Origin of the sequence: Methylocaldum sp. GT1TLB, from assembly GCF_051027445.1 — a bacterium.
Classification (GTDB): Bacteria; Pseudomonadota; Gammaproteobacteria; order Methylococcales; family Methylococcaceae; genus Methylocaldum.
Genome location: NZ_CP194898.1, coordinates 703,332 through 721,276, shown reverse-complemented (window position 1 = coordinate 721,276; position 17,945 = coordinate 703,332). Strand labels below are relative to the sequence as shown.

Sequence of the window (17,945 nt, the reverse complement as noted above, 5' to 3'; positions counted from 1 at the left end):
GTTGCTTAGACGCAGTGCAACGGTAACTTCCGCCGTTGGACGATCACGAGTGCATACGGACGAACTCGATAATAGCCTTAGCGTACACGTCCGGGTGGGTGGCGTGCGGGATGTGCCCTGCTCCCGGAAATTTCAGGACCTCCGCGCGAGGCATCGCCTCTGCAAGCTTGCCGACTACTGGTCCGAAGATGGGTGGGCTCTGGTCGCCCAGCGTGAGGAGAGCCGGACGCGTAAACTCCTTGATCCACTCCAGCTCGAAAACCAGCTGTTCGGGATCTTTCGCCTCGTCGAGGAAGGTCGGAGCATTATCCATCATGATCTTCTTGTACTCCGGCGGCAGTTGAGCCCAGGACCCCGGGCCGAGCACAACGGTCTCGACGAACTGTTCGGCGGCGCCGGCATGATCGCCCGAGGCGATCCGTTCGACCACGCCCCCAACTCGTTGCCGAACCTGCTCCAGCATCGGCGCAACGGCGGAGTCGTCGGCGAGCAGCGCGAAGAGGGGCCGCTCGTGAATGATGAGGCCGCGAAGGAGGTCGTGCCGCTCACCGGCCAGCCGGAGCGCAATCGATGCGCCGAACGAGTTTCCCGCTACCCATGCCGGCGCGAGTCCCAGGTCCCAGGTCCTGTATCAACGCAGCAAGGTCGGCCACGTCCTCGCGCACACTGCCTTGTCCCGGTGGACACGTACTCTCGCTGTGGCCACGGCGATCGTAGGTGAGAACTCGAAAAGAGTCGACCAAACGGGGAACGAGCAGGTCCCAGTCGTGATGAGAATCCCATGAGCCGTGAACCAATGCGAGGGGAGCCTCCCCGCTGCCTTGGAGTTCATAGAAAAGCCGCACACCGTTGACATTTGCGGCTGCCATGCCGACCTCCTATGTCCGCGACTTCGCCCTGCAACAAAGCGTCACGGGCGATGCTCGGTGTATTTCTTTTCCTTTAATCTCGCCGTCAAACAATATCTCGCCACCCGCTTTGCAATCGGACGTTACCTTTTTGAGGGGAAAGTATTTGACGATTTCATCATACCGCGTGAGCGCATCGAATATCGTCTCCGGCCTTGCTTCGATAAAAATACTTTTCCTTATCGTAAAGCTATCCATTCTCCGTAGCGCTCCGTCTGTTTATTAGGTATTCAAAGTGAGTAGGTTACGCCGTATTGCTTTTCTCCATTCGGCTAACAACCCGCGCTTAAAGTGCTTTTCCATCGTTTCCCGCGGTTTCTGCTGATGGCGTTCATAGAGGATGCTCCAGACGGCTTGATCCGTCAGCGAGACGGGTCCTTGATATCGAGGATGACGAGCCGACCACCAGGCCGAAGCGAGCGGGCTGCGTCCCGAGCCCTACGCGTTTTTCCATCTCCAGTGATCTTGCCATTCCGCAAGTTAAATAAGGCAAACCTGCCCGTCTCCGGGGAAGGTTGCAACTCGTTCCTCCCCGGGATATAAGAAACACCCATTCGTTGTCCGGAAATCGTGCCCGCCATCCGCAAGATGAGTACTCGTATCGAATATCCGCACCACAGGTTGCAGCTCATGTTCCTGTTGTCGATAACCGCCGGCGTGGTTCTTCACCTGCTGCAACTGCCGAGCCTGTTGCCCCAGCGGGAGGCCGGGACGATTATGCTGCTGGCGGCATGGCCTCAGCGCTTCTATTTCTGGACATTCGAAGCGCTGGCCTGGTTGCTTGCCGGAACTGCACTTGCCTTGAACCTCTTCTCGCCGAACCTTCCGGCCTGGTACGAGGGCGCAACCCCAACTCAGCGAGCGCGTGCATTGGGTACCGCCCTGGTCCTGGTTCAGCTCCTGCTCGGTCTCGGGTTTTGGCTTACCCGAGACAAGGGAGCGGACCAGCTCAGATGGCTGCGTGCCGCGTTCTGGATGGGCGGCGAGTTCCGAATTCCGGCCATTTTTGCAAGCTTACAGCTCTGGTTTGCCGCGTGGCTTTCGTTCCAGTGCTACCGCCTCGACCGCGCGATTTTCTGGTTCGCGTCCGCGCTGGTATGTACCTACCTCGGGTTCGATGAGTTGCTTTCGTTCCACGAGGCGGTCGGCGTCTTGCTGAAAGGCAGCACACTGATCGGCGACGGCGAGAACACCCTGAGCGTCGGCCCGGTCAGGACGTATTTCTGGCCACTGGTTTTCCTGCCGTTGCTGCTGGTCATGAGCGCCTGGTTTCTTGTCGCGGCACGTCGAGCGGTCGGCCCCCGCGCCCTGTGGCAACTGGTATTGGCCGGGCTCGTATTCGCGACAGGCGCGCTGGGCTTCGAGATCGTCGAGGCGAACGGCGCAGCACGCCTGGGAGAAGCATGGTTTAACTCCACGCCGGGGCAGGTCGTACTTCTGGCGGAGGAATCCTTCGAAACACTGGGGGTGACGCTCGCCGTCGTCGTATTCGCGAGGCACCGCTGGCAAACCCTTGCCGTGTCCCGCGGCGTCGATTGAACGGCCGGTTCACCCCGGCCGTACCTCGGTGGTGCCGGACGCGGAAACACCACCGAAACCTTCAAGTCGCGCTGTTCCGGGCCTTCCAGCAATTTCAGCGTTGCGCCCGACGGGACCGTAGGCTGGGTTGCAGCGATAGCGAAAACCCAGCTAATCCACGTCTTAAACTGACGAAAAAACCGCATCACTCGCGAACGATGCGGTTTATGCCCGGCCAGTCCCGGTTCGGCATCCAACCGGCTCCACCTGCTCTATCCGTTACTTTATATAGACTCACCGGAATACGGGTGCCGTCTTACCACCGTTAAGCGCCCGCGATCCGTACCTGCGCTTCAACTCGGTGCACCGTAGGCGCAACAATGGTGCAAATAGCTGCGGGAAGGCATTCTGCACAGCCCAGCCGACCGCCGAAATGCTGGGCCGACGTGCTTTCGCGCTGTTTGGCACGCGAGCTGCTTACATCAATCAATAGAATGTACCTGCGCCAACGGTGGCGTTCAGGAACATGGCAAAGGCGTCTTGCGATCATCGTGCATCGATGTTCGCCGGGCGCTTTTTTTTTGCTCCGGATTCACCGGAGAGCGGCTCTAGGATTTTTCGAGAAGATTTGTCGATGGACTTCAAAGAATTCAAGCGTGCCGGCCACTGGCCAACCCTGTTGTCCGCCTTTCTTTATTTCGACGTCTCCTTCATGGTCTGGGTGATGCTCGGGCCTTTGTCCCTGTACATCACCAAGGATCTGGGGCTACCGGTGGGGGAGAAGTTCACCATTGTCGCGATTCCCATCCTGTCCGGCGCAATATTCCGCATCGTTCTGGGTTCGATGGCCGACCATCTGGGACCCAAGCTGACTGGCGTTCTGGCCCAATTGCTGGTGATCCTCGGGCTCACCTATGTATTCGTGTTCGGCCTGCATTCCAAGCTGGAAGTGGAGTTGCTGGGATTGCTCTTAGGTATAGCCGGAGCCAGCTTCGCCGTGGCCTTGCCCCAGGCCAGCCGCTGGTATCCGCCCCAATACCAGGGCGTGGTGATGGGTATCGCGGGAGCCGGCAATATGGGGGTAGTCCTGGATTCCATGATCGTCCCTTGGCTGGCGGAACGTTTCGGCTGGCAGGCGGTGTTCGGTTTCCTGCTCATTCCTCTGGTGCTGGTGCTCGTCATCTACGCCGTTCTCGTCAAGGATGCCCCCGACAAACGCACGCCGGTCACCCTGGCCAACTACGCCGCGGTCATGAAGGACCCCGACACCTGGTGGTTCATGTTCTTTTATTCCATTACCTTTGGGGGCTTCGTGGGGCTCGGCAATGCCCTGCCTCTTTATTTCACCAACTGGTATCACGTCTCCGGAATAGCCGCGGGCATGATGGTCGCGCTCGTGGTATTCGCCGGCTCGATGTTCCGGCCGGTGGGAGGGCTTTTGGCCGATCGGGTAGGCGGCATCCGTGCCCTGCAAGTTCTGTTCGTAATCGTTTCCCTGAGCTATCTCGCGATTTCGTTCTTGCCGGAGGGGCCGGCGCCGCAATCGGCGAGCGACGCGAAAGTGGCCGGCTGGGGTCTGTTCGAACTGCCGGCGCTCGCATGGTCTGCCGTCGGCATTTTTTTCGTCGGCACGCTGGCCCTGGGGATGGGCAACGGAGCGGTATTCCAGTTGGTGCCGCTGCGTTTCCGCAGGGAAATCGGCGTGATTACCGGACTCGTCGGCTGCGCCGGAGGTGTGGGCGGATTCTTCCTGGCCAAGACCCTGGGCTGGTCCTGGAATGTGCAACACGGCTTCGCGCTGGGTTTCAGCGTGTTCGCGGGGCTGCCGCTCCTGGGGCTCGTCGGCCTGATCATGGTCAAGAAACGCTGGCGCACGACCTGGGGCGCGGTATCCGGTGCGCGGGTCTGAGCATGGCGGAATGGGGATAAGGGAACACACCGGGGTGCGTCAGTGACTGCGAACGGACAACTCGCCTTGAGCGCCGCCTTCGCTTCCCGCCAAGGGCGGCGCGAAGACAACCAGGACTACGCCGGTATCGCTCAACCGTCGCAGCAGGAACTGGCCTGTCGCGGCGTCGTCGCGGCGGTGGCGGACGGCATGGGCGGGGCCAAGGGAGGGCGGGTAGCCGCGGAGTTGTGCATGCACAGCTTCATGGAAGCCTATTACAGCCTGGCCGAAACCTTGGCGGTGGAGCAGTTGCTGGATCGAAGCCTGGATGCCGCCAATCGCTGGATACACGCGATGGGCAAGCGTGACCCGAATCTCGCCCACATGGCTACCACCTTCAGTGCCTTGATTCTTCGCGGCCGCCGCGCACATCTAATACACGTCGGCGACTCGCGCATCTACCGCCTGCGCGGCGAGCGGCTGGAGCTGCTGACGAAGGATCACACTTTGAACGGCCCCGAACTGGACCATATCCTGTACCGGGCCGTGGGCCTGGAGCCCCTGCTCCGGACCGACTACGCCGTGCACACGCTCGAAATCCACGACCGTTTCCTGCTGTGCAGCGACGGCCTACACGGCGGACTTAAACAAGCCGAGATCGCGCGCATCCTGCTGGAAAGGGCCGCGCCCCAAAGCAGTGCGGACGCTCTGGTCGAATCGGCGCTGGAGCGCGGCAGCACCGACAACGTCACCGCGCTGGTGGTGGATGTCATCGCCCTGCCCCGGGCCGACCGGCAATCGCTGCGGGAAATCATCGAGTCCTTGCCGATCCTGGAACTACCCCGTCCCGGCGACACGGTGGATGATTTTCAACTGGAAGAACTGCTGTCTTCCGGGCGATACAGCGCGCTGTTCCGCGCGGTCGACCGGCGCAACGGCAACCCGGTGGTCATCAAGTTCCCTCATCCGCGGGTAGCCAGCGAGCGGCAATATCACGATGCCTTTGTCCGGGAAGCATGGATCGGCGGGCGGGTGAAGAGTCCGTGGGTGGCCGAAATTTTGGAACAGCCGCCGGAGCGGCAAAGCCGTCTCTACTCGGTCATGCCGTATTATCGCGGCGCCACGCTCGAACGGCACCTGCGGCGAAACGCACGCATCGGCCTGGAGCCAGGCATCGACCTCGCTCTCAAACTGTGCAAGGCGGTGCACGCACTGCACCGCCAGCAGATCGTGCACCGCGACATCAAGCCCGACAACATCCTGCTTCCGGACGACGGCGGCCTGAAACTGCTGGATCTCGGCATTGCGCGATTGCCGGCCTGGGACGAGGACCAGGCCGATCCGATGCCGGGCACCGCCAGCTACATGGCGCCGGAACTGTTTCACGGCGAGCGGGGCAGCGTCGCCAGCGACATCTTCGCGCTGGGGGTAACGCTCTATCGCGTGTTCTCCGGAGGTGCCTATCCCTACGGCGAGATCGAGCCATTCAGCACGCCCCGATTCGGAAAACCCAAACCCCTGACCAGCCGCCGTCCGGATTTGCCGGTCTGGCTGGACGCCGCCTTGGCGCGCGCGGTCGCGATCGACCCCGGCGAACGCTATGCCGACGCCATCGAGCTGGCCTTCGAGCTGGAATCCGGATTATCGAAAGGCGGCGGCAAGCGTGTCTCCGCCCGTCCCCTTCCCCTGTACCAGCGCAATCCGGTTCTGTTCTGGCAACTGACCGCGCTGCTCCTGTTCGGATTGCTGATGGTGTGCCTGTTTCAGGTCTACGGGAGGGTTTAGGTGTTTATCAATGCAGTAAGTAAAGCCGTCATGCCGGCAGGGAAGGGTCATCCGGGCGCTCCCCGGATGACCGTTTGCGATTGGAAGGGTCATCCGGGCGCTCCCTGGATGACCGTTTGCGATTGGAATGCCGGCATCCAGAGCACAGGGATTGTGATCCGGGCCGATGCCATCCCTGGCGTCTGGATTCCGGCACAAAACCGTCGGGAACGGTTTTGGACAGCCGCAGGCTGGTCTGAAGGACGAGCCCCCTGGGAAGGGGCGAGCAATCCGTGCCGGAATGACGAGGTTCATCTCACGTCCCCGCATCCTACGAAAGTTGATTTGACGAATGGGATTCATCCCGGAGGAGGTAAGCCATGAAAAAACAGAGACTCATCGTAATCGGCAACGGTATGGCCGGCATACGCACAGTCGAGGAGCTGCTGAAAATCGCTCCCGACGCATACGACGTCACCGTGTTCGGTGCCGAACCGCACTGCAATTACAACCGTATCCTCCTATCCCCGGTCCTGGCCGGCGAGAAGACGCTTAACGACATCATCTTGAACGATGACGACTGGTACGCGTCGAACGGCATCACGCTGCACAAGGGGCGGAAGGTCGTCGCGATCGACCGTCGGCGGCGGCTGGTTCGTACCGAAGACGGGCTGGAGGCCGGCTACGACCGACTGCTGCTCGCCACCGGCTCCATGCCTTTCATGCTGCCGGTCCCAGGCAGGGATCTGCCGGGCGTAATCGGTTTTCGCGACATCCGCGACGTGGAACTGATGCTGGAGGCTTCGCAGAAGTACCGGCATGCGGTCGTCATCGGCGGCGGCCTCTTGGGGCTTGAAGCGGCCAACGGGCTGAAAAAGCGGGGGATGGCGGTTACCGTCGTGCATCTGCTCGATACCCTGATGGAAAGGCAACTGGATAAGCCTGCCGCGGACCTTTTGAAACGGGCGCTCGAGGACAGCGGCCTCGATTTCCGAATGGAAGCGCAGACCGAAGCCATCCTCGGCCACGACCGCGTCACTGGCGTACGCTTCAAGGACGGCTCGGAAACCCCGGCCGATCTGGTGGTCATGGCAGTGGGCATCCGCCCCAACGTCGATCTCGCCAAGAGCGCCGGCATCCATTGCGAGCGCGGTATCCTGGTCAACGACACCCTGCAAACCTTCGATCCCCGCATTTACGCCGTGGGCGAATGCGTGCAACACCGGAAGCAGCTTTTCGGCCTGGTGGCCCCGCTGTTCGAGCAGGCCAAGGTCTGCGCGAATCACCTGGCGGAATACGGCATCGCGCGCTACGAGGGCTCGGTGACGTCCACCAAACTGAAAGTGACCGGCATTGATCTTTTCTCCGCCGGCGAGTTTCAGGGCGGAAACGGCTACGAAGAATTGTTGTTTCAAGATCCCGCCCGAGGCATCTACAAGAAGCTGGTGGTCGAATCCAACCGCATCAAGGGCGCTGTGCTCTATGGAGACACCGGTGACGGCTCCTGGTATTTCCAGATGATGCGCGACGGTACCGATATCTCCGCTTTCCGGGAAAACATCCTGTTCGGACAGGCGCATTTGGGCGATTCCGGCCACGGAGCGGAAAACCGCGCGGCGCTCATGCCGGACACGGCGGAGGTCTGCGGCTGCAACGGCGTCTGCAAAAAGACGATCGTCGACACCATCGTCCAGAAGAAGCTGTTCACCCTGGAGGACGTGCGGGCCCACACCAAGGCATCGGCTTCCTGCGGCTCGTGCACCGGTTTGGTCGAGCAGATACTGCAAAGCACCCTGGGCAGCGATTACTCGGTCAGTCCGGCCAAAAAGCCGCTGTGCAAATGCACCGACCATACCCATGAAGAAGTGCGAGAGGCCATTCGCACGGAAAATCTCAAGACGATTCCCGAGGTTATGCGATTCCTCGATTGGAAAACCGTCGACGGCTGCCATTCCTGCCGCCCCGCGCTCAATTATTACCTGCTCTGCCAATGGCCCAACGAATACCGGGACGATCCGCAGTCGCGCTTCATCAACGAGCGGGCCCACGCCAATATCCAGAAGGACGGCACCTATTCAGTGGTGCCGCGGATTTGGGGCGGCGTCACCAATCCTCGGGAGCTGCGCGCCATCGCCGACGTGGCCGAAAAGTTCGAGATTCCGACGGTCAAGATCACCGGCGGCCAGCGTATCGATCTTCTGGGCGTCCCGAAACAACAGCTTCCAGCGGTTTGGGCGGAACTCGGCAAGCACGGTCTGGTCTCCGGCCATGCCTACGGCAAATCGCTGCGCACGGTGAAAACCTGCGTCGGCAAGGAATGGTGCCGGTTCGGCACGCAAGATTCCACCAAGATGGGCATAGACCTCGAGAAAATGACCTGGGGGTCGTGGACGCCGGCCAAGGTCAAGATGGCGGTATCGGGCTGCCCTCGCAACTGCGCCGAGGCCACGATCAAGGACTTCGGCGTGGTGGCGGTGGATTCAGGCTGGGAACTTCACGTCGGCGGCAACGGCGGCGTGAAGGTCCGCGCCACCGATTTTCTCTGCAAGGTCGATACGGAAGAGGAAGTGAAGGAATACTGCGGCGCCTATATGCAGCTCTACCGGGAAGAAGCCCGCTACCTGGAACGGACCGCTCACTGGATCGAACGCGTCGGTCTCGCTTATGTCCAGGAGCGCATCGTCTCGAATCCGGAAAGCCGACGCGCCTTGTACGAGCGGTTTATCGAATCGCAGAAAAGCGCCCAGATCGATCCATGGGCGGTTCTCGCCAAGGAATCCGAGCGGCAACATTTCGAACCCTTGAGGAAAGTAGGATGAATGTCATGAGCGACTGGATCGAAATCGGCCGAATCGAGGACATCCCCCGCCAAGGCGCTCGCGTCGTCGCCACGCCGGCCGGCAATGTCGCCATCTTCCGCACCCTGAACGACGAAATTTTCGCGGTTCGCGACCTCTGCCCGCACAAAGGAGGGCCGCTCTCCCAAGGCATCGTGTGCGGAAAGCGGGTGGCCTGTCCATTGCACAACTGGGTGATCGACCTGGCGTCCGGCGAAGCCGCTCCGCCGGACGAGGGCCGAACGGCGTGCTTTCCGGTAAAGCTGGAAAACGAAAGATTGTGGTTGCAACTCGACAGGCCGGAATAGCCGGAATTCCGAAAACGCTTGCCCTTATCCCAGCCACACTTCGTTATTAAGAGGAAGAGAAACGTGAGTTCTGCACCGCTCTCAGATCCGTCCTTAACAGCGGACGATGCGCCCATCGCCACCACCTGTCCCTACTGTGGCGTCGGCTGCGGCGTGCTGGCCAAGCCCCGCGGTCCCGAATCGGTCGACATCAAGGGCGATCCGGAACATCCGTCCAATTTCGGGCGGCTTTGCTCCAAGGGCTCGTCGCTTGGCGAAACCCTGTCGCTGGAAACTCGGCTGCTTTATCCCGAGATCAGGGGCCGGCGGGTGAGTTGGGACGAAGCGCTAGGCGCCGTCGCCGACACGTTTCGCCGGACCATCGATACCCACGGTCCCGACTCGGTGGCATTCTACGTCTCCGGCCAGCTCTTGACCGAGGACTATTACGTCGCGAACAAGCTGATGAAGGGTTTCATCGGCTCGGGCAATATCGATACCAATTCCCGCCTCTGCATGTCGTCCACGGTCGCGGCCCAGAAACGGGCCTTCGGCGAGGATGTCGTGCCCGGCTGTTACGAGGACCTGGAACTCGCCGATCTCGTCGTACTGGTCGGTTCCAACGCGGCCTGGTGCCATCCGGTGCTGTTTCAGCGTCTGGTTGCGGCCAAACGGGAAAATCCCCGCCTGAAGATCGTCAACATCGATCCGCGCCGAACGGCGACGAGTCAGTCCGCCGATCTGCATCTCCCGATACGGCCGGGCACCGACGTGGTTCTGTTCAACGGACTCCTGAATTATCTGCGCCAGGATGACAGGATCGATTTCGCTTTCCTGGAAAATCATCTCGGTCGCTACGCCGAAGCGTTCGAGAACGCGCGCAAAACGGCTCCTTCCCTGCCCGCTGTTGCCAGGATCTGCGGTATTCCCGACGAGGACCTCGCGAGCTTTTACCAATGGTTTGCCCGCACCGAAAAAGTCGTCACCGCCTGGTCGCAGGGGGTCAACCAGTCGTCCAGCGGCACCGACAAGGTCAACAGCATCATCAACGTTCATCTTGCCACCGGGCGGATCGGCAAACCGGGCATGGGCCCCTTCTCCCTGACCGGCCAGCCCAACGCCATGGGCGGGCGGGAGGTCGGCGGACTCGCCAATCAGCTCGCGGCGCATCTCGACATCGAGAATCCCGAACACCGGGCTCTCGTGCAGGAGCACTGGAATGCGCCGCGCATGCCGGATAAGTCCGGCCTCAAGGCCGTGGAGCTGTTTCAGGCGATCGCCGAGGGACGCATCAAGGCAGTCTGGATCATGGCCACCAATCCGGCCGTTAGCCTGCCGGACGCGAACGCGGTGCGGGACGCGCTCCGCCGCTGCGAATTCGTGGTCGTTTCCGAATGCGATTCGGGCACCGACTTGGGCGCCTACGCCCATGTGAGCCTGCCCGCGCTGGCCTGGGGTGAGAAGGACGGCACCGTCACCAACTCGGAGCGTCGCATTTCCCGGCAGCGGGCATTTCTGACAGCGCCGGGCGAAGCCAAGCCGGATTGGTGGATCGTCAGCCGGGTTGCCCAGCGTATGGGATACGACGAAGGTTTTTGCTACCGGTCGGCCTGGGAAATTTTCCTGGAGCACGCCCGGTTGTCCGGTCTTCAAAACGGCGGCAAACGGGTGTTCGACATTTCCGGTCTCGCGGAACTCGATCGCGCCGGCTACGATGCCTTGAGGCCGATCCAATGGCCGGTAAATGGGCGTTATCCGAACGGCGCGTCTCGCCTGTTCGACGCAGGCGGGTTTTCAAACATCAGCCGCCGCGCCGAAATGGTGCCGGTGGTCCCCAAAGCGCCGGCCAACCCGCCCGACGCGGCCTATCCGCTGGTGCTCAATACCGGGCGCGTCCGCGATCAATGGCACACCATGACCCGCACCGGCAAAACCGCCCGGTTGACCAACCATGTTCCCGAGCCTTACGCCGAGCTGAACCCCCGCGATGCGGCCCGATTCGCCATTCAGGACGGAACCCTGGTTCGCCTCGAGAGCCGGTTCGGCCAAGCCCTGGTCCGCGCCCGCGTCAGTAAAGACCAGCAGCCAGGATCGGTATTCGTGCCCATGCACTGGAGCGGACCCTATGCCAGCAAAGGCTTGATCAATGCCTTGGTCAACCCGGCAACCGATCCGATGTCCGGCGAACCCGAATCCAAGCACACACCGCTCCGGATCGCGCCCTATCGACCGGCGTGGCACGGCTTCTTGCTGTCGCGCGAACCGCTTGACGCTATCGAGGTCGAGTACCGCGTCACGATACGGGGAGACGGCCATTGGCTTTACGAGCTGGCACATTCCGAGTCACCTTCGGACTGGCCTGTCTGGATGCGCGGCTTGTTCGCCCATCCCTCGGGTTCGCGCGAATCCGCTTCCGCCGAGCCGGTGCCCGGCAAGGAGGAATGGCTGGAGTTCGCCGACATCCACTCGGGCCGGTACCGCTGCGCACGCCTCCTCGGCGGACGTTTGCAGTTTTGCGCCTTTGTGGATAGGCACTTTGAGCTGCCGCCGCGCGGTTGGCTGGCCGGTCTATTCGCCTTGGATGAAGTGCCCGATCGGGCACGCATGAGCCTCTTGGCCGGGAAACCGGCTTCGGCCGAGGACGATCAGGGACGTATCGTCTGCTCCTGTTTCGGGGTCGGCATCAATACCTTGAAACGCGCCATTGAGAAGCAAAATCTGTCGACGACGGAACAAATTGGTGCAGCACTCAAAGCGGGAACCAATTGCGGTTCCTGTATTCCCGAGCTCAAGTCCTTATTGCAGGGGTAAAAACACCAGCGCCGCTGCGGCGGCGGCACAAGGCATCGAGCCTTGCTTCGTATTTGTGCACTTCAATGGCCTATGTTCCTATTTAAGGCATCTCTTTATCTCGGCCTAACTCCAAATCGCTTTCAATCAGGAATCGATTTTCGTAGGGTGGGTTAGGCCGTGAGGCCGTAACCCATCGAGCGACCTCGGACCTGTCCTGAGCCAAGTCGAAGGGTCGGTAGGTTACGCGGAGCCTGTCCTGAGCCCTTCGACGATGCTCAGGACAGGCTTGTCGAAGGGCCTGTCCCGAGCGGAGACTAGGGGCTAACCCACCATCGATGGGTTTCGCTTCGCTCTACCCATCCTACGATGAATGTTCACTCGAATGCCGAACGGAATGACGTAGGTCGGCAATCCCTTGCCGACTGTCTGGGCTACGGCCAAGCACTGGACCGTATGGCACGATCATTGCTGAAACCATAACGTCGTGGCAGGCTACTCGCGTCGTAACTGCTATCGGAGCCGATACGCTCTTGACGCTTCACAATCCAATCCATCCTGGAGAATTTTGGACAAGGAGACCCTTAACTCATGACCTCGGTTCCCCAATGGCTGCGCCCTGGCGTTCATGCGGCAGGCGGCGAAGGACTCGAGAAAACCCAGATCGACTTGGGTTTCATCCCGCTGACGGACTGCGCACCACTCGTCATCGCCTACGAAAAAGGTTTTTTTCGAAAACACGGGCTGGAGGCGAGACTTTCCAGAGAGGTGTCCTGGGCCAATATCCGCGACAAGGTATTCGCCGGCTTGCTGGACGGCGGTCATATGCTGGCGCCCATGCCCATCGCCACGACGCTCGGTCTCGGGGAACTGAAAAAACCGACCATCGCCGCTCTGTCCCTGGATCTCAACGGCAACGCCATTACCGTTTCCCTGGACTTGTACCGGCGCATGGCCGAACTCGATCCGGCGGCGGCAGCCGAGCGGTCCATGAGCGTCCGTGCACTGAAGAAAGTCATCGATACCGGCAAGAACTCAGGAAGCGAGCCCTTGTGCTTCGCAACGGTATTTCCGTTTTCCCCCCATAACTACATGCTCCGCTACTGGCTGGCCGCCGGCGGCATCGACCCGGACCGCGACGTGCGCCTGGTCGTGATCCCGCCGCCGCACATGGTGAAGTACCTGAGCAGCGGAGAAATAGACGGTTACTGCGTCGGAGAACCGTGGAACGCGCAGGCCGTCGCCACCGGCGTCGGACGCACGCTGATCACCGATTATGAAATCTGGAACAACAAGCCGGAAAAAGTGCTGGGCGTGAACCGGGAGTGGGCCGAACAACATCCCAACACTCACCGCGCCATGCTGATGGCGCTGCTGGAGGCGGCGCAATGGATCGATCAACCGGAAAACCGTATCGAAGTGGCCGATATTCTGGCTCGGGAGGAATACGTCAACGCACCGGCTGACGTTGTGAAAATGTCCATGGTCGGCTCGTTTCGCTACCAGGTCGACGCCGCGCCCGCGCCGCTTCCCGACTTTAACGTGTTCTTCCGTTATGCCGCGACGTTTCCCTGGCGCTCCCATGCCGTTTGGTTCATCACTCAGATGTACCGTTGGGGACAACTCCGCGATCCCGTAGACATGCGAAAGCTTGCCGAAGAGGTCTATCGGCCCGATCTTTACCGCGAAGCCGCCCAGGCTCTGGGCCTGCCCTTCCCCACCGCGGACTACAAGACCGAGGGGCAGCACGGCGAACCGTGGACGCTTCGGGAAGCCACCGAGCCGATGATCCTGGGTACGGACCGGTTCCTGGACGGCGGCACATTCGATGCGCTCCGTCCGGTGGATTATCTGGAGCGCTTCGAACTGCACAATCGGCAGGTTTCACTGGACGAACTGGCCAAGGTCAATCCATGAGCCTCAGAATCATGCTGGTCGATCAGGATTCGGCACGCAGCGCCATATTGGAGCAAGCGCTGCACGATGCCGGACATCAGGTCGTCGCCCGGATCAAGCACGGCCACAACCTGCTTCGAGAACTCAAGGAATGCCAGCCGGACATGGTGATCATGGACCTGGAGGCGCCGGGCCGCGACACCTTGGAGCAAATGCGGGAGATCAGCCGCGACCAGCCGAGGCCGATCATCCTGTTCTCGAACAAGCGCGACGGCGATTACATCCGCCAGGCCGTGCAGGCCGGGGTGAGCGCCTATGTGGTGGACGGCCTCAGCCAGGAACGCATCATGCCCATCGTCGAGGTGGCCATGGCCCGTTTCCGCGAATTCGAGGCGCTCAAACGCGAACTGCACGAAACCAAAACCCAGCTAGCCGACCGGAAAGTGGTGGACAAGGCCAAGGGCATTTTGATGCAGCGGAAAGGAATGAGCGAGGACGAAGCCTATCAGTTGCTGCGCAAAACGGCCATGAGCCGCAACATGCGCATCGCGGACGTCGCCAGGACCCTGCTTACTCTGGAAGGGCTGACGGACTGACTTCGGGGCGAATTCCGCCCGCCTTTCGCGCATCGCGCACTCTTTTGTCGCACGCAATGTACCGGCCCACCCGCCCGGCGCCTCCGCACTGCGCCGCCAGCTGCTGTTTCAGAGCTGTTTAGCGCGTTAAACGAGCTTGGCACGCTTCCTGTTAGTCCTATGAAAGCTAGAGTCGCGCGCTGACGGCGGCGCTCGACTTCCGGACAAAGGCGTCCTCCCGCAGCTCTTCAAACTGCGGGCGACGCCTTTTTTATTGCTTATCGGATCACAACAGAATGGGGGTACAGTCATGGGGATTATCAGGCAGCCGCTGAGTGGCGGCAGCTTAGCGCGGCTTCTGATGCTGGGGCTCGGCACGGCCAGCCCGGTCTTTGCGGAGGGTATCAACGAGAATATCGAAAAGGCGTTGAACGTCGGCGGCGGCAAGATCAACATCGATATCCGGTATCGGTTCGAATACGTGGATCAGGCCAATCTTCCCGAAATCGGCAAGGCCGACATGATCCGGGCGCGCATCGGCTATCTGACTCCGGAGTTTCACGGGCTCAAGGCCTTCGCCGAATACGAAGGCAACCAGGATATCTTCAGCAACGAGTACAACAGCACCTGGAACAACAAGACCCGGCATCCCGTCATCGCCGATCCCCAGAAGAACGAGGTTAACCAGTTATGGCTGAATTACAGCGGTTTACCTCAGACCAACATAAAAGTCGGCCGTCAACGCATCATCTTCGACAACCACCGTTTCATCGGCAACGTCATCTGGCGGCAGCTGGAACAGACTTACGACGCCGTGGCCATCACCAACGCCAGCCTGCCCGACACCACGATCACCGCCGGTTATATTTGGAAAGTGCAGGACGTCACCTCCCGCACCATCGGCATGAATTCGCCGATCTTCAACATTGCCTACACCGGTCTCCCTTACGGCAAACTCGTCGTCCACGGTGAGTGGCTGGATTACGACAATCAACACGAAAGCTTTCCGACGCGGACCTTCAATACCCTCACCAATTCCACCCAGACGGTAGGCGTTCGCTTTGACGGCGCGACACCCATCACCGACAAAATCAAGGCCCTCTACACGGCCGAATACGCCTGGCAGGAGGACTATGCGGAAAACCCGAAGGACTTCAAGGTCGATTACTGGCTGGCGGAAGGCGGGGTCGATCTGTGGGGCTTCGTCTTTAAAGGGTCCTTCGAGGAACTGGGCTCGGACAACGGCCAGGGCTTCCGTACGCCGCTCGCGACGCTGCACGCCTTTCAGGGCTGGGCGGACAAGTTCCTGGTGACGCCGCCCGACGGCGTCCGGGACGTGTACGGCACGTTCAAGACCAGCCTGTACGGCTTGGATTTATGGTTCGTCTACCACGATTTCCGGGACGATACCGGCAGCATCCGCTATGGCGAGGAGTTCGACGTCCAGGTGGAAAAGAAATTCGGCAAGCATTATTCCCTGCTCTTCAAGTTCGCCGACTACAACTCGTCCAACCCGAGAGCGTTTGCCGGCAACGTCGATACCCAAAAATGGTGGCTGCAGGCGGGGATCAGTTTCTGAAAGAAAGCTGGGAATTTAAGGCCGTAGGATGCGGTGAGTGCTCGAACCGCCCTTCGACTCGGCTCAGGACAGGCATCGATCGCGAATGGAGCGGCTCCCGCGTCCCACACCCTCAATGCCGTTAAGCTTAGGCGAATGACGTCACCCCGGCAGGGAATGCCGGGGTCCAGAAGCCATGGATGGCAGAGGCGTGTCACTTCCCTGTGCTCTGGATTCATGCCGGGCGATCCTGCCCGGCACCCTTCGGGCGCGATGCGTGCAAACCGGCTGTCCTGCCGGTTTGTCCGGCACAAATTCGCCCGGAGCGACCATTCGGCCGGGAGCCGAATGGGACAAACGAAGTTTGCCCAACGGGCGAAAGCCAAGGACGGCTTTGGTCTATTTGGACGTGCTAAGCACGGTCCGAAGGACGAGCCCCAGGGAAGGGGCGAGCAATCCCTGCCGGAATGACGGCTTAATTTAACGGTATTGCCCACATCCTACGGTGATTCACGTCTACCCCTGCAAGTGCTTCAGCACCTCGTCCAGCATCTTCTTGGCGTCGCCGAACAGCATCCGGTTGTTCTCCTTGTAGAACAAGGGATTGTCGACGCCGGCATAGCCGGACGCCATCGAGCGCTTCATGACGATCGAGGTTTTCGCCTTCCAGACCTCCAGGACCGGCATGCCGGCGATGGGGCTGTTGGGGTCTTCCTGCGCCGCCGGGTTCACGATGTCGTTGGCGCCGATGACCATGGCGACGTCGGTTTCCGGGAAGTCCTCGTTGATTTCGTCCATTTCCAGCACGATGTCGTAAGGAACCTTAGCCTCGGCCAAAAGCACGTTCATATGGCCCGGCATGCGGCCCGCCACCGGGTGGATGGCGAAACGCACGTCGACGCCTTTTTCACGCAGCAACTTGGTGATCTCGTACACCGTATGCTGGGCCTGAGCCACCGCCATGCCGTAACCCGGCACCAGAATGGCGCGGCTGGCGTTGCGCAGGAGTTCGGCCGTTTCTTCCGGCGTGATCGGCTGCACCTCGCCTTGTGGTCCCGCCCCTGCCGCCGGCGCTACGCCGGTACCGGTACCGAACCCGCCGGCGATGACCGAGAGAAAATGGCGGTTCATGGCGCGGCACATGATGTAGGACAGGATCGCACCGGACGAACCCACCAGAGCGCCGGTCACGATCAGCAGATCGTTGGACAGCATGAAGCCGGTGGCCGAAGCCGCCCATCCCGAGTAGCTGTTGAGCATGGAAACCACCACCGGCATATCGGCGCCGCCGATCGCCATGACCATGTGCACGCCGAAAGCTAGCGCAACGGCCGTCATCAGCAGCAAGGGAACGAACCCGCCCGCAGTGGACTGCGCGTTGACGAAGCCGGCCCCCAAGATGATGGCTAGAATCAAAAGGCCCAGATTGAGCCAGTGCCGGGCCGGAAGCAGCATGGGTTTGCCGTCGATCTTGCCCGACAGCTTACCGAATGCGATGACCGAACCGGAAAAGGTCACGGCGCCGATCAGAACGCCGAGATAGATTTCCACCTCATGGATGGTTCTCTCCACCCCGGTAAAGGCAGCCGTCGGATCGATGAAGTTCGCATAACCCACCAGCACCGCAGCCAACCCCACCAGGCTGTGCATCAGCGCGACGAGTTCCGGCATTTCGGTCATCTTGACCTTGATCGCGGCGTAGACCCCGACGCTGCCGCCGATAGCCATGGCGACGATGATCGGAACATAGCTGGTCACCTTCGGCCCGAACACGGTTGCGAGGATGGCGATGGCCATGCCGAGGATGCCGTAGAAATTGCCGCGCCGCGCGGATTCAGGATGGGAAAGCCCCCCGAGGCTCAAGATAAACAGTATCGTCGAGCCGATATAGGAAACGGTAACTAATCCTTCTGACATTGTTATT

The 17,945-nt window shown here is 60.8% G+C and carries 13 protein-coding genes; 9 read left to right on the top strand and 4 right to left on the bottom strand.

Going from position 1 to position 17,945, the window contains the following annotated elements; all coding sequences use genetic code 11:
* Nucleotides 1-43: 43 nt before the first annotated feature.
* The 3 genes from ACR2R1_RS03065 to ACR2R1_RS03055 are packed head-to-tail and all read right to left on the bottom strand — an operon-like array spanning nt 44 to nt 1,106.
* Entirely contained in the window at nt 44-556 is a 513-nt protein-coding gene (locus ACR2R1_RS03065) for an alpha/beta fold hydrolase (RefSeq protein ID WP_434114172.1), read from the bottom strand.
* A complete protein-coding gene (locus ACR2R1_RS03060) occupies nt 546-869 on the bottom strand; it encodes an alpha/beta fold hydrolase (protein ID WP_434112614.1) in 324 nt (107 codons plus the stop codon). Before ACR2R1_RS03060 ends, ACR2R1_RS03065 begins: the two co-directional genes overlap by 11 nt.
* A gap of 9 nt (nt 870-878) precedes the next feature.
* Nucleotides 879-1,106 carry an SRPBCC domain-containing protein gene (locus tag ACR2R1_RS03055; RefSeq protein WP_077729541.1) on the bottom strand — a complete coding sequence of 76 codons (228 nt, stop codon included), beginning with the start codon at nt 1,104-1,106 and terminating at the stop codon, nt 879-881.
* A gap of 390 nt (nt 1,107-1,496) precedes the next feature.
* Between ACR2R1_RS03055 and ACR2R1_RS03050 the strand changes: the two genes are divergently transcribed.
* The 9 genes from ACR2R1_RS03050 to ACR2R1_RS03010 all read left to right on the top strand — a co-directional run bounded on the left by ACR2R1_RS03050 (nt 1,497) and on the right by ACR2R1_RS03010 (nt 16,042).
* Nucleotides 1,497-2,447, top strand: a complete 951-nt coding sequence (locus ACR2R1_RS03050) for a hypothetical protein (protein WP_086134789.1) — start codon at nt 1,497-1,499, stop codon at nt 2,445-2,447.
* A gap of 613 nt (nt 2,448-3,060) precedes the next feature.
* Nucleotides 3,061-4,335: an MFS transporter gene (locus ACR2R1_RS03045; RefSeq protein ID WP_347257764.1), complete on the top strand. Its 1,275-nt coding sequence runs from the start codon at nt 3,061-3,063 to the stop codon at nt 4,333-4,335.
* Nucleotides 4,336-4,377: 42 nt separating this feature from the next.
* Nucleotides 4,378-6,099: a bifunctional protein-serine/threonine kinase/phosphatase gene (locus ACR2R1_RS03040; RefSeq protein WP_077729544.1), complete on the top strand. Its 1,722-nt coding sequence runs from the start codon at nt 4,378-4,380 to the stop codon at nt 6,097-6,099.
* A gap of 359 nt (nt 6,100-6,458) precedes the next feature.
* Nucleotides 6,459-8,897, top strand: a complete 2,439-nt coding sequence (nirB, locus tag ACR2R1_RS03035; protein WP_434112611.1) for a nitrite reductase large subunit NirB — start codon at nt 6,459-6,461, stop codon at nt 8,895-8,897.
* 5 nt (nt 8,898-8,902) lie between these two features.
* Complete coding sequence (nirD, locus tag ACR2R1_RS03030) at nt 8,903-9,223, top strand: nitrite reductase small subunit NirD (RefSeq protein ID WP_086134823.1); 321 nt, start codon at nt 8,903-8,905, stop codon at nt 9,221-9,223.
* Between the two features lie 63 nt (nt 9,224-9,286).
* On the top strand, nt 9,287-12,013 hold the full coding sequence (locus ACR2R1_RS03025; RefSeq protein ID WP_434112609.1) for a molybdopterin-dependent oxidoreductase: 2,727 nt from the start codon (nt 9,287-9,289) through the stop codon (nt 12,011-12,013).
* 570 nt (nt 12,014-12,583) lie between these two features.
* Nucleotides 12,584-13,909 carry a CmpA/NrtA family ABC transporter substrate-binding protein gene (locus ACR2R1_RS03020; protein WP_133715967.1) on the top strand — a complete coding sequence of 442 codons (1,326 nt, stop codon included), beginning with the start codon at nt 12,584-12,586 and terminating at the stop codon, nt 13,907-13,909.
* The gene (locus ACR2R1_RS03015) at nt 13,906-14,484 is read left to right on the top strand and encodes an ANTAR domain-containing response regulator (RefSeq protein WP_077729548.1); all 579 of its coding nucleotides are present in this window, start codon (nt 13,906-13,908) and stop codon (nt 14,482-14,484) included. The genes ACR2R1_RS03020 and ACR2R1_RS03015 overlap by 4 nt, the downstream gene beginning before the upstream one ends.
* Before the next feature lie 289 nt (nt 14,485-14,773).
* A complete protein-coding gene (locus ACR2R1_RS03010; protein WP_434112607.1) occupies nt 14,774-16,042 on the top strand; it encodes an alginate export family protein in 1,269 nt (422 codons plus the stop codon).
* A 495-nt stretch (nt 16,043-16,537) separates the two neighbouring features.
* On the opposite strand, the gene pntB is transcribed toward ACR2R1_RS03010, so the two are convergent.
* The gene (gene pntB, locus ACR2R1_RS03005) at nt 16,538-17,938 is read right to left on the bottom strand and encodes a Re/Si-specific NAD(P)(+) transhydrogenase subunit beta (protein ID WP_133715965.1); all 1,401 of its coding nucleotides are present in this window, start codon (nt 17,936-17,938) and stop codon (nt 16,538-16,540) included.
* Nucleotides 17,939-17,945: the final 7 nt, after the last annotated feature.

Bases quoted from the DNA above. Each gene is read 5' to 3' on its own strand.
- ACR2R1_RS03060 (WP_434112614.1), bottom strand. From the start codon at position 869: ATGGCAGCCGCAAATGTCAACGGTGTGCGGCTTTTCTATGAACTCCAA.
- ACR2R1_RS03055 (WP_077729541.1), bottom strand. From the start codon at position 1,106: ATGGATAGCTTTACGATAAGGAAAAGTATTTTTATCGAAGCAAGGCCG.
- ACR2R1_RS03050 (WP_086134789.1), top strand. From the start codon at position 1,497: ATGAGTACTCGTATCGAATATCCGCACCACAGGTTGCAGCTCATGTTC.
- ACR2R1_RS03045 (WP_347257764.1), top strand. From the start codon at position 3,061: ATGGACTTCAAAGAATTCAAGCGTGCCGGCCACTGGCCAACCCTGTTG.
- nirB (WP_434112611.1), top strand. From the start codon at position 6,459: ATGAAAAAACAGAGACTCATCGTAATCGGCAACGGTATGGCCGGCATA.
- nirD (WP_086134823.1), top strand. From the start codon at position 8,903: ATGAGCGACTGGATCGAAATCGGCCGAATCGAGGACATCCCCCGCCAA.
- ACR2R1_RS03020 (WP_133715967.1), top strand. From the start codon at position 12,584: ATGACCTCGGTTCCCCAATGGCTGCGCCCTGGCGTTCATGCGGCAGGC.
- ACR2R1_RS03015 (WP_077729548.1), top strand. From the start codon at position 13,906: ATGAGCCTCAGAATCATGCTGGTCGATCAGGATTCGGCACGCAGCGCC.
- ACR2R1_RS03010 (WP_434112607.1), top strand. From the start codon at position 14,774: ATGGGGATTATCAGGCAGCCGCTGAGTGGCGGCAGCTTAGCGCGGCTT.
- pntB (WP_133715965.1), bottom strand. From the start codon at position 17,938: ATGTCAGAAGGATTAGTTACCGTTTCCTATATCGGCTCGACGATACTG.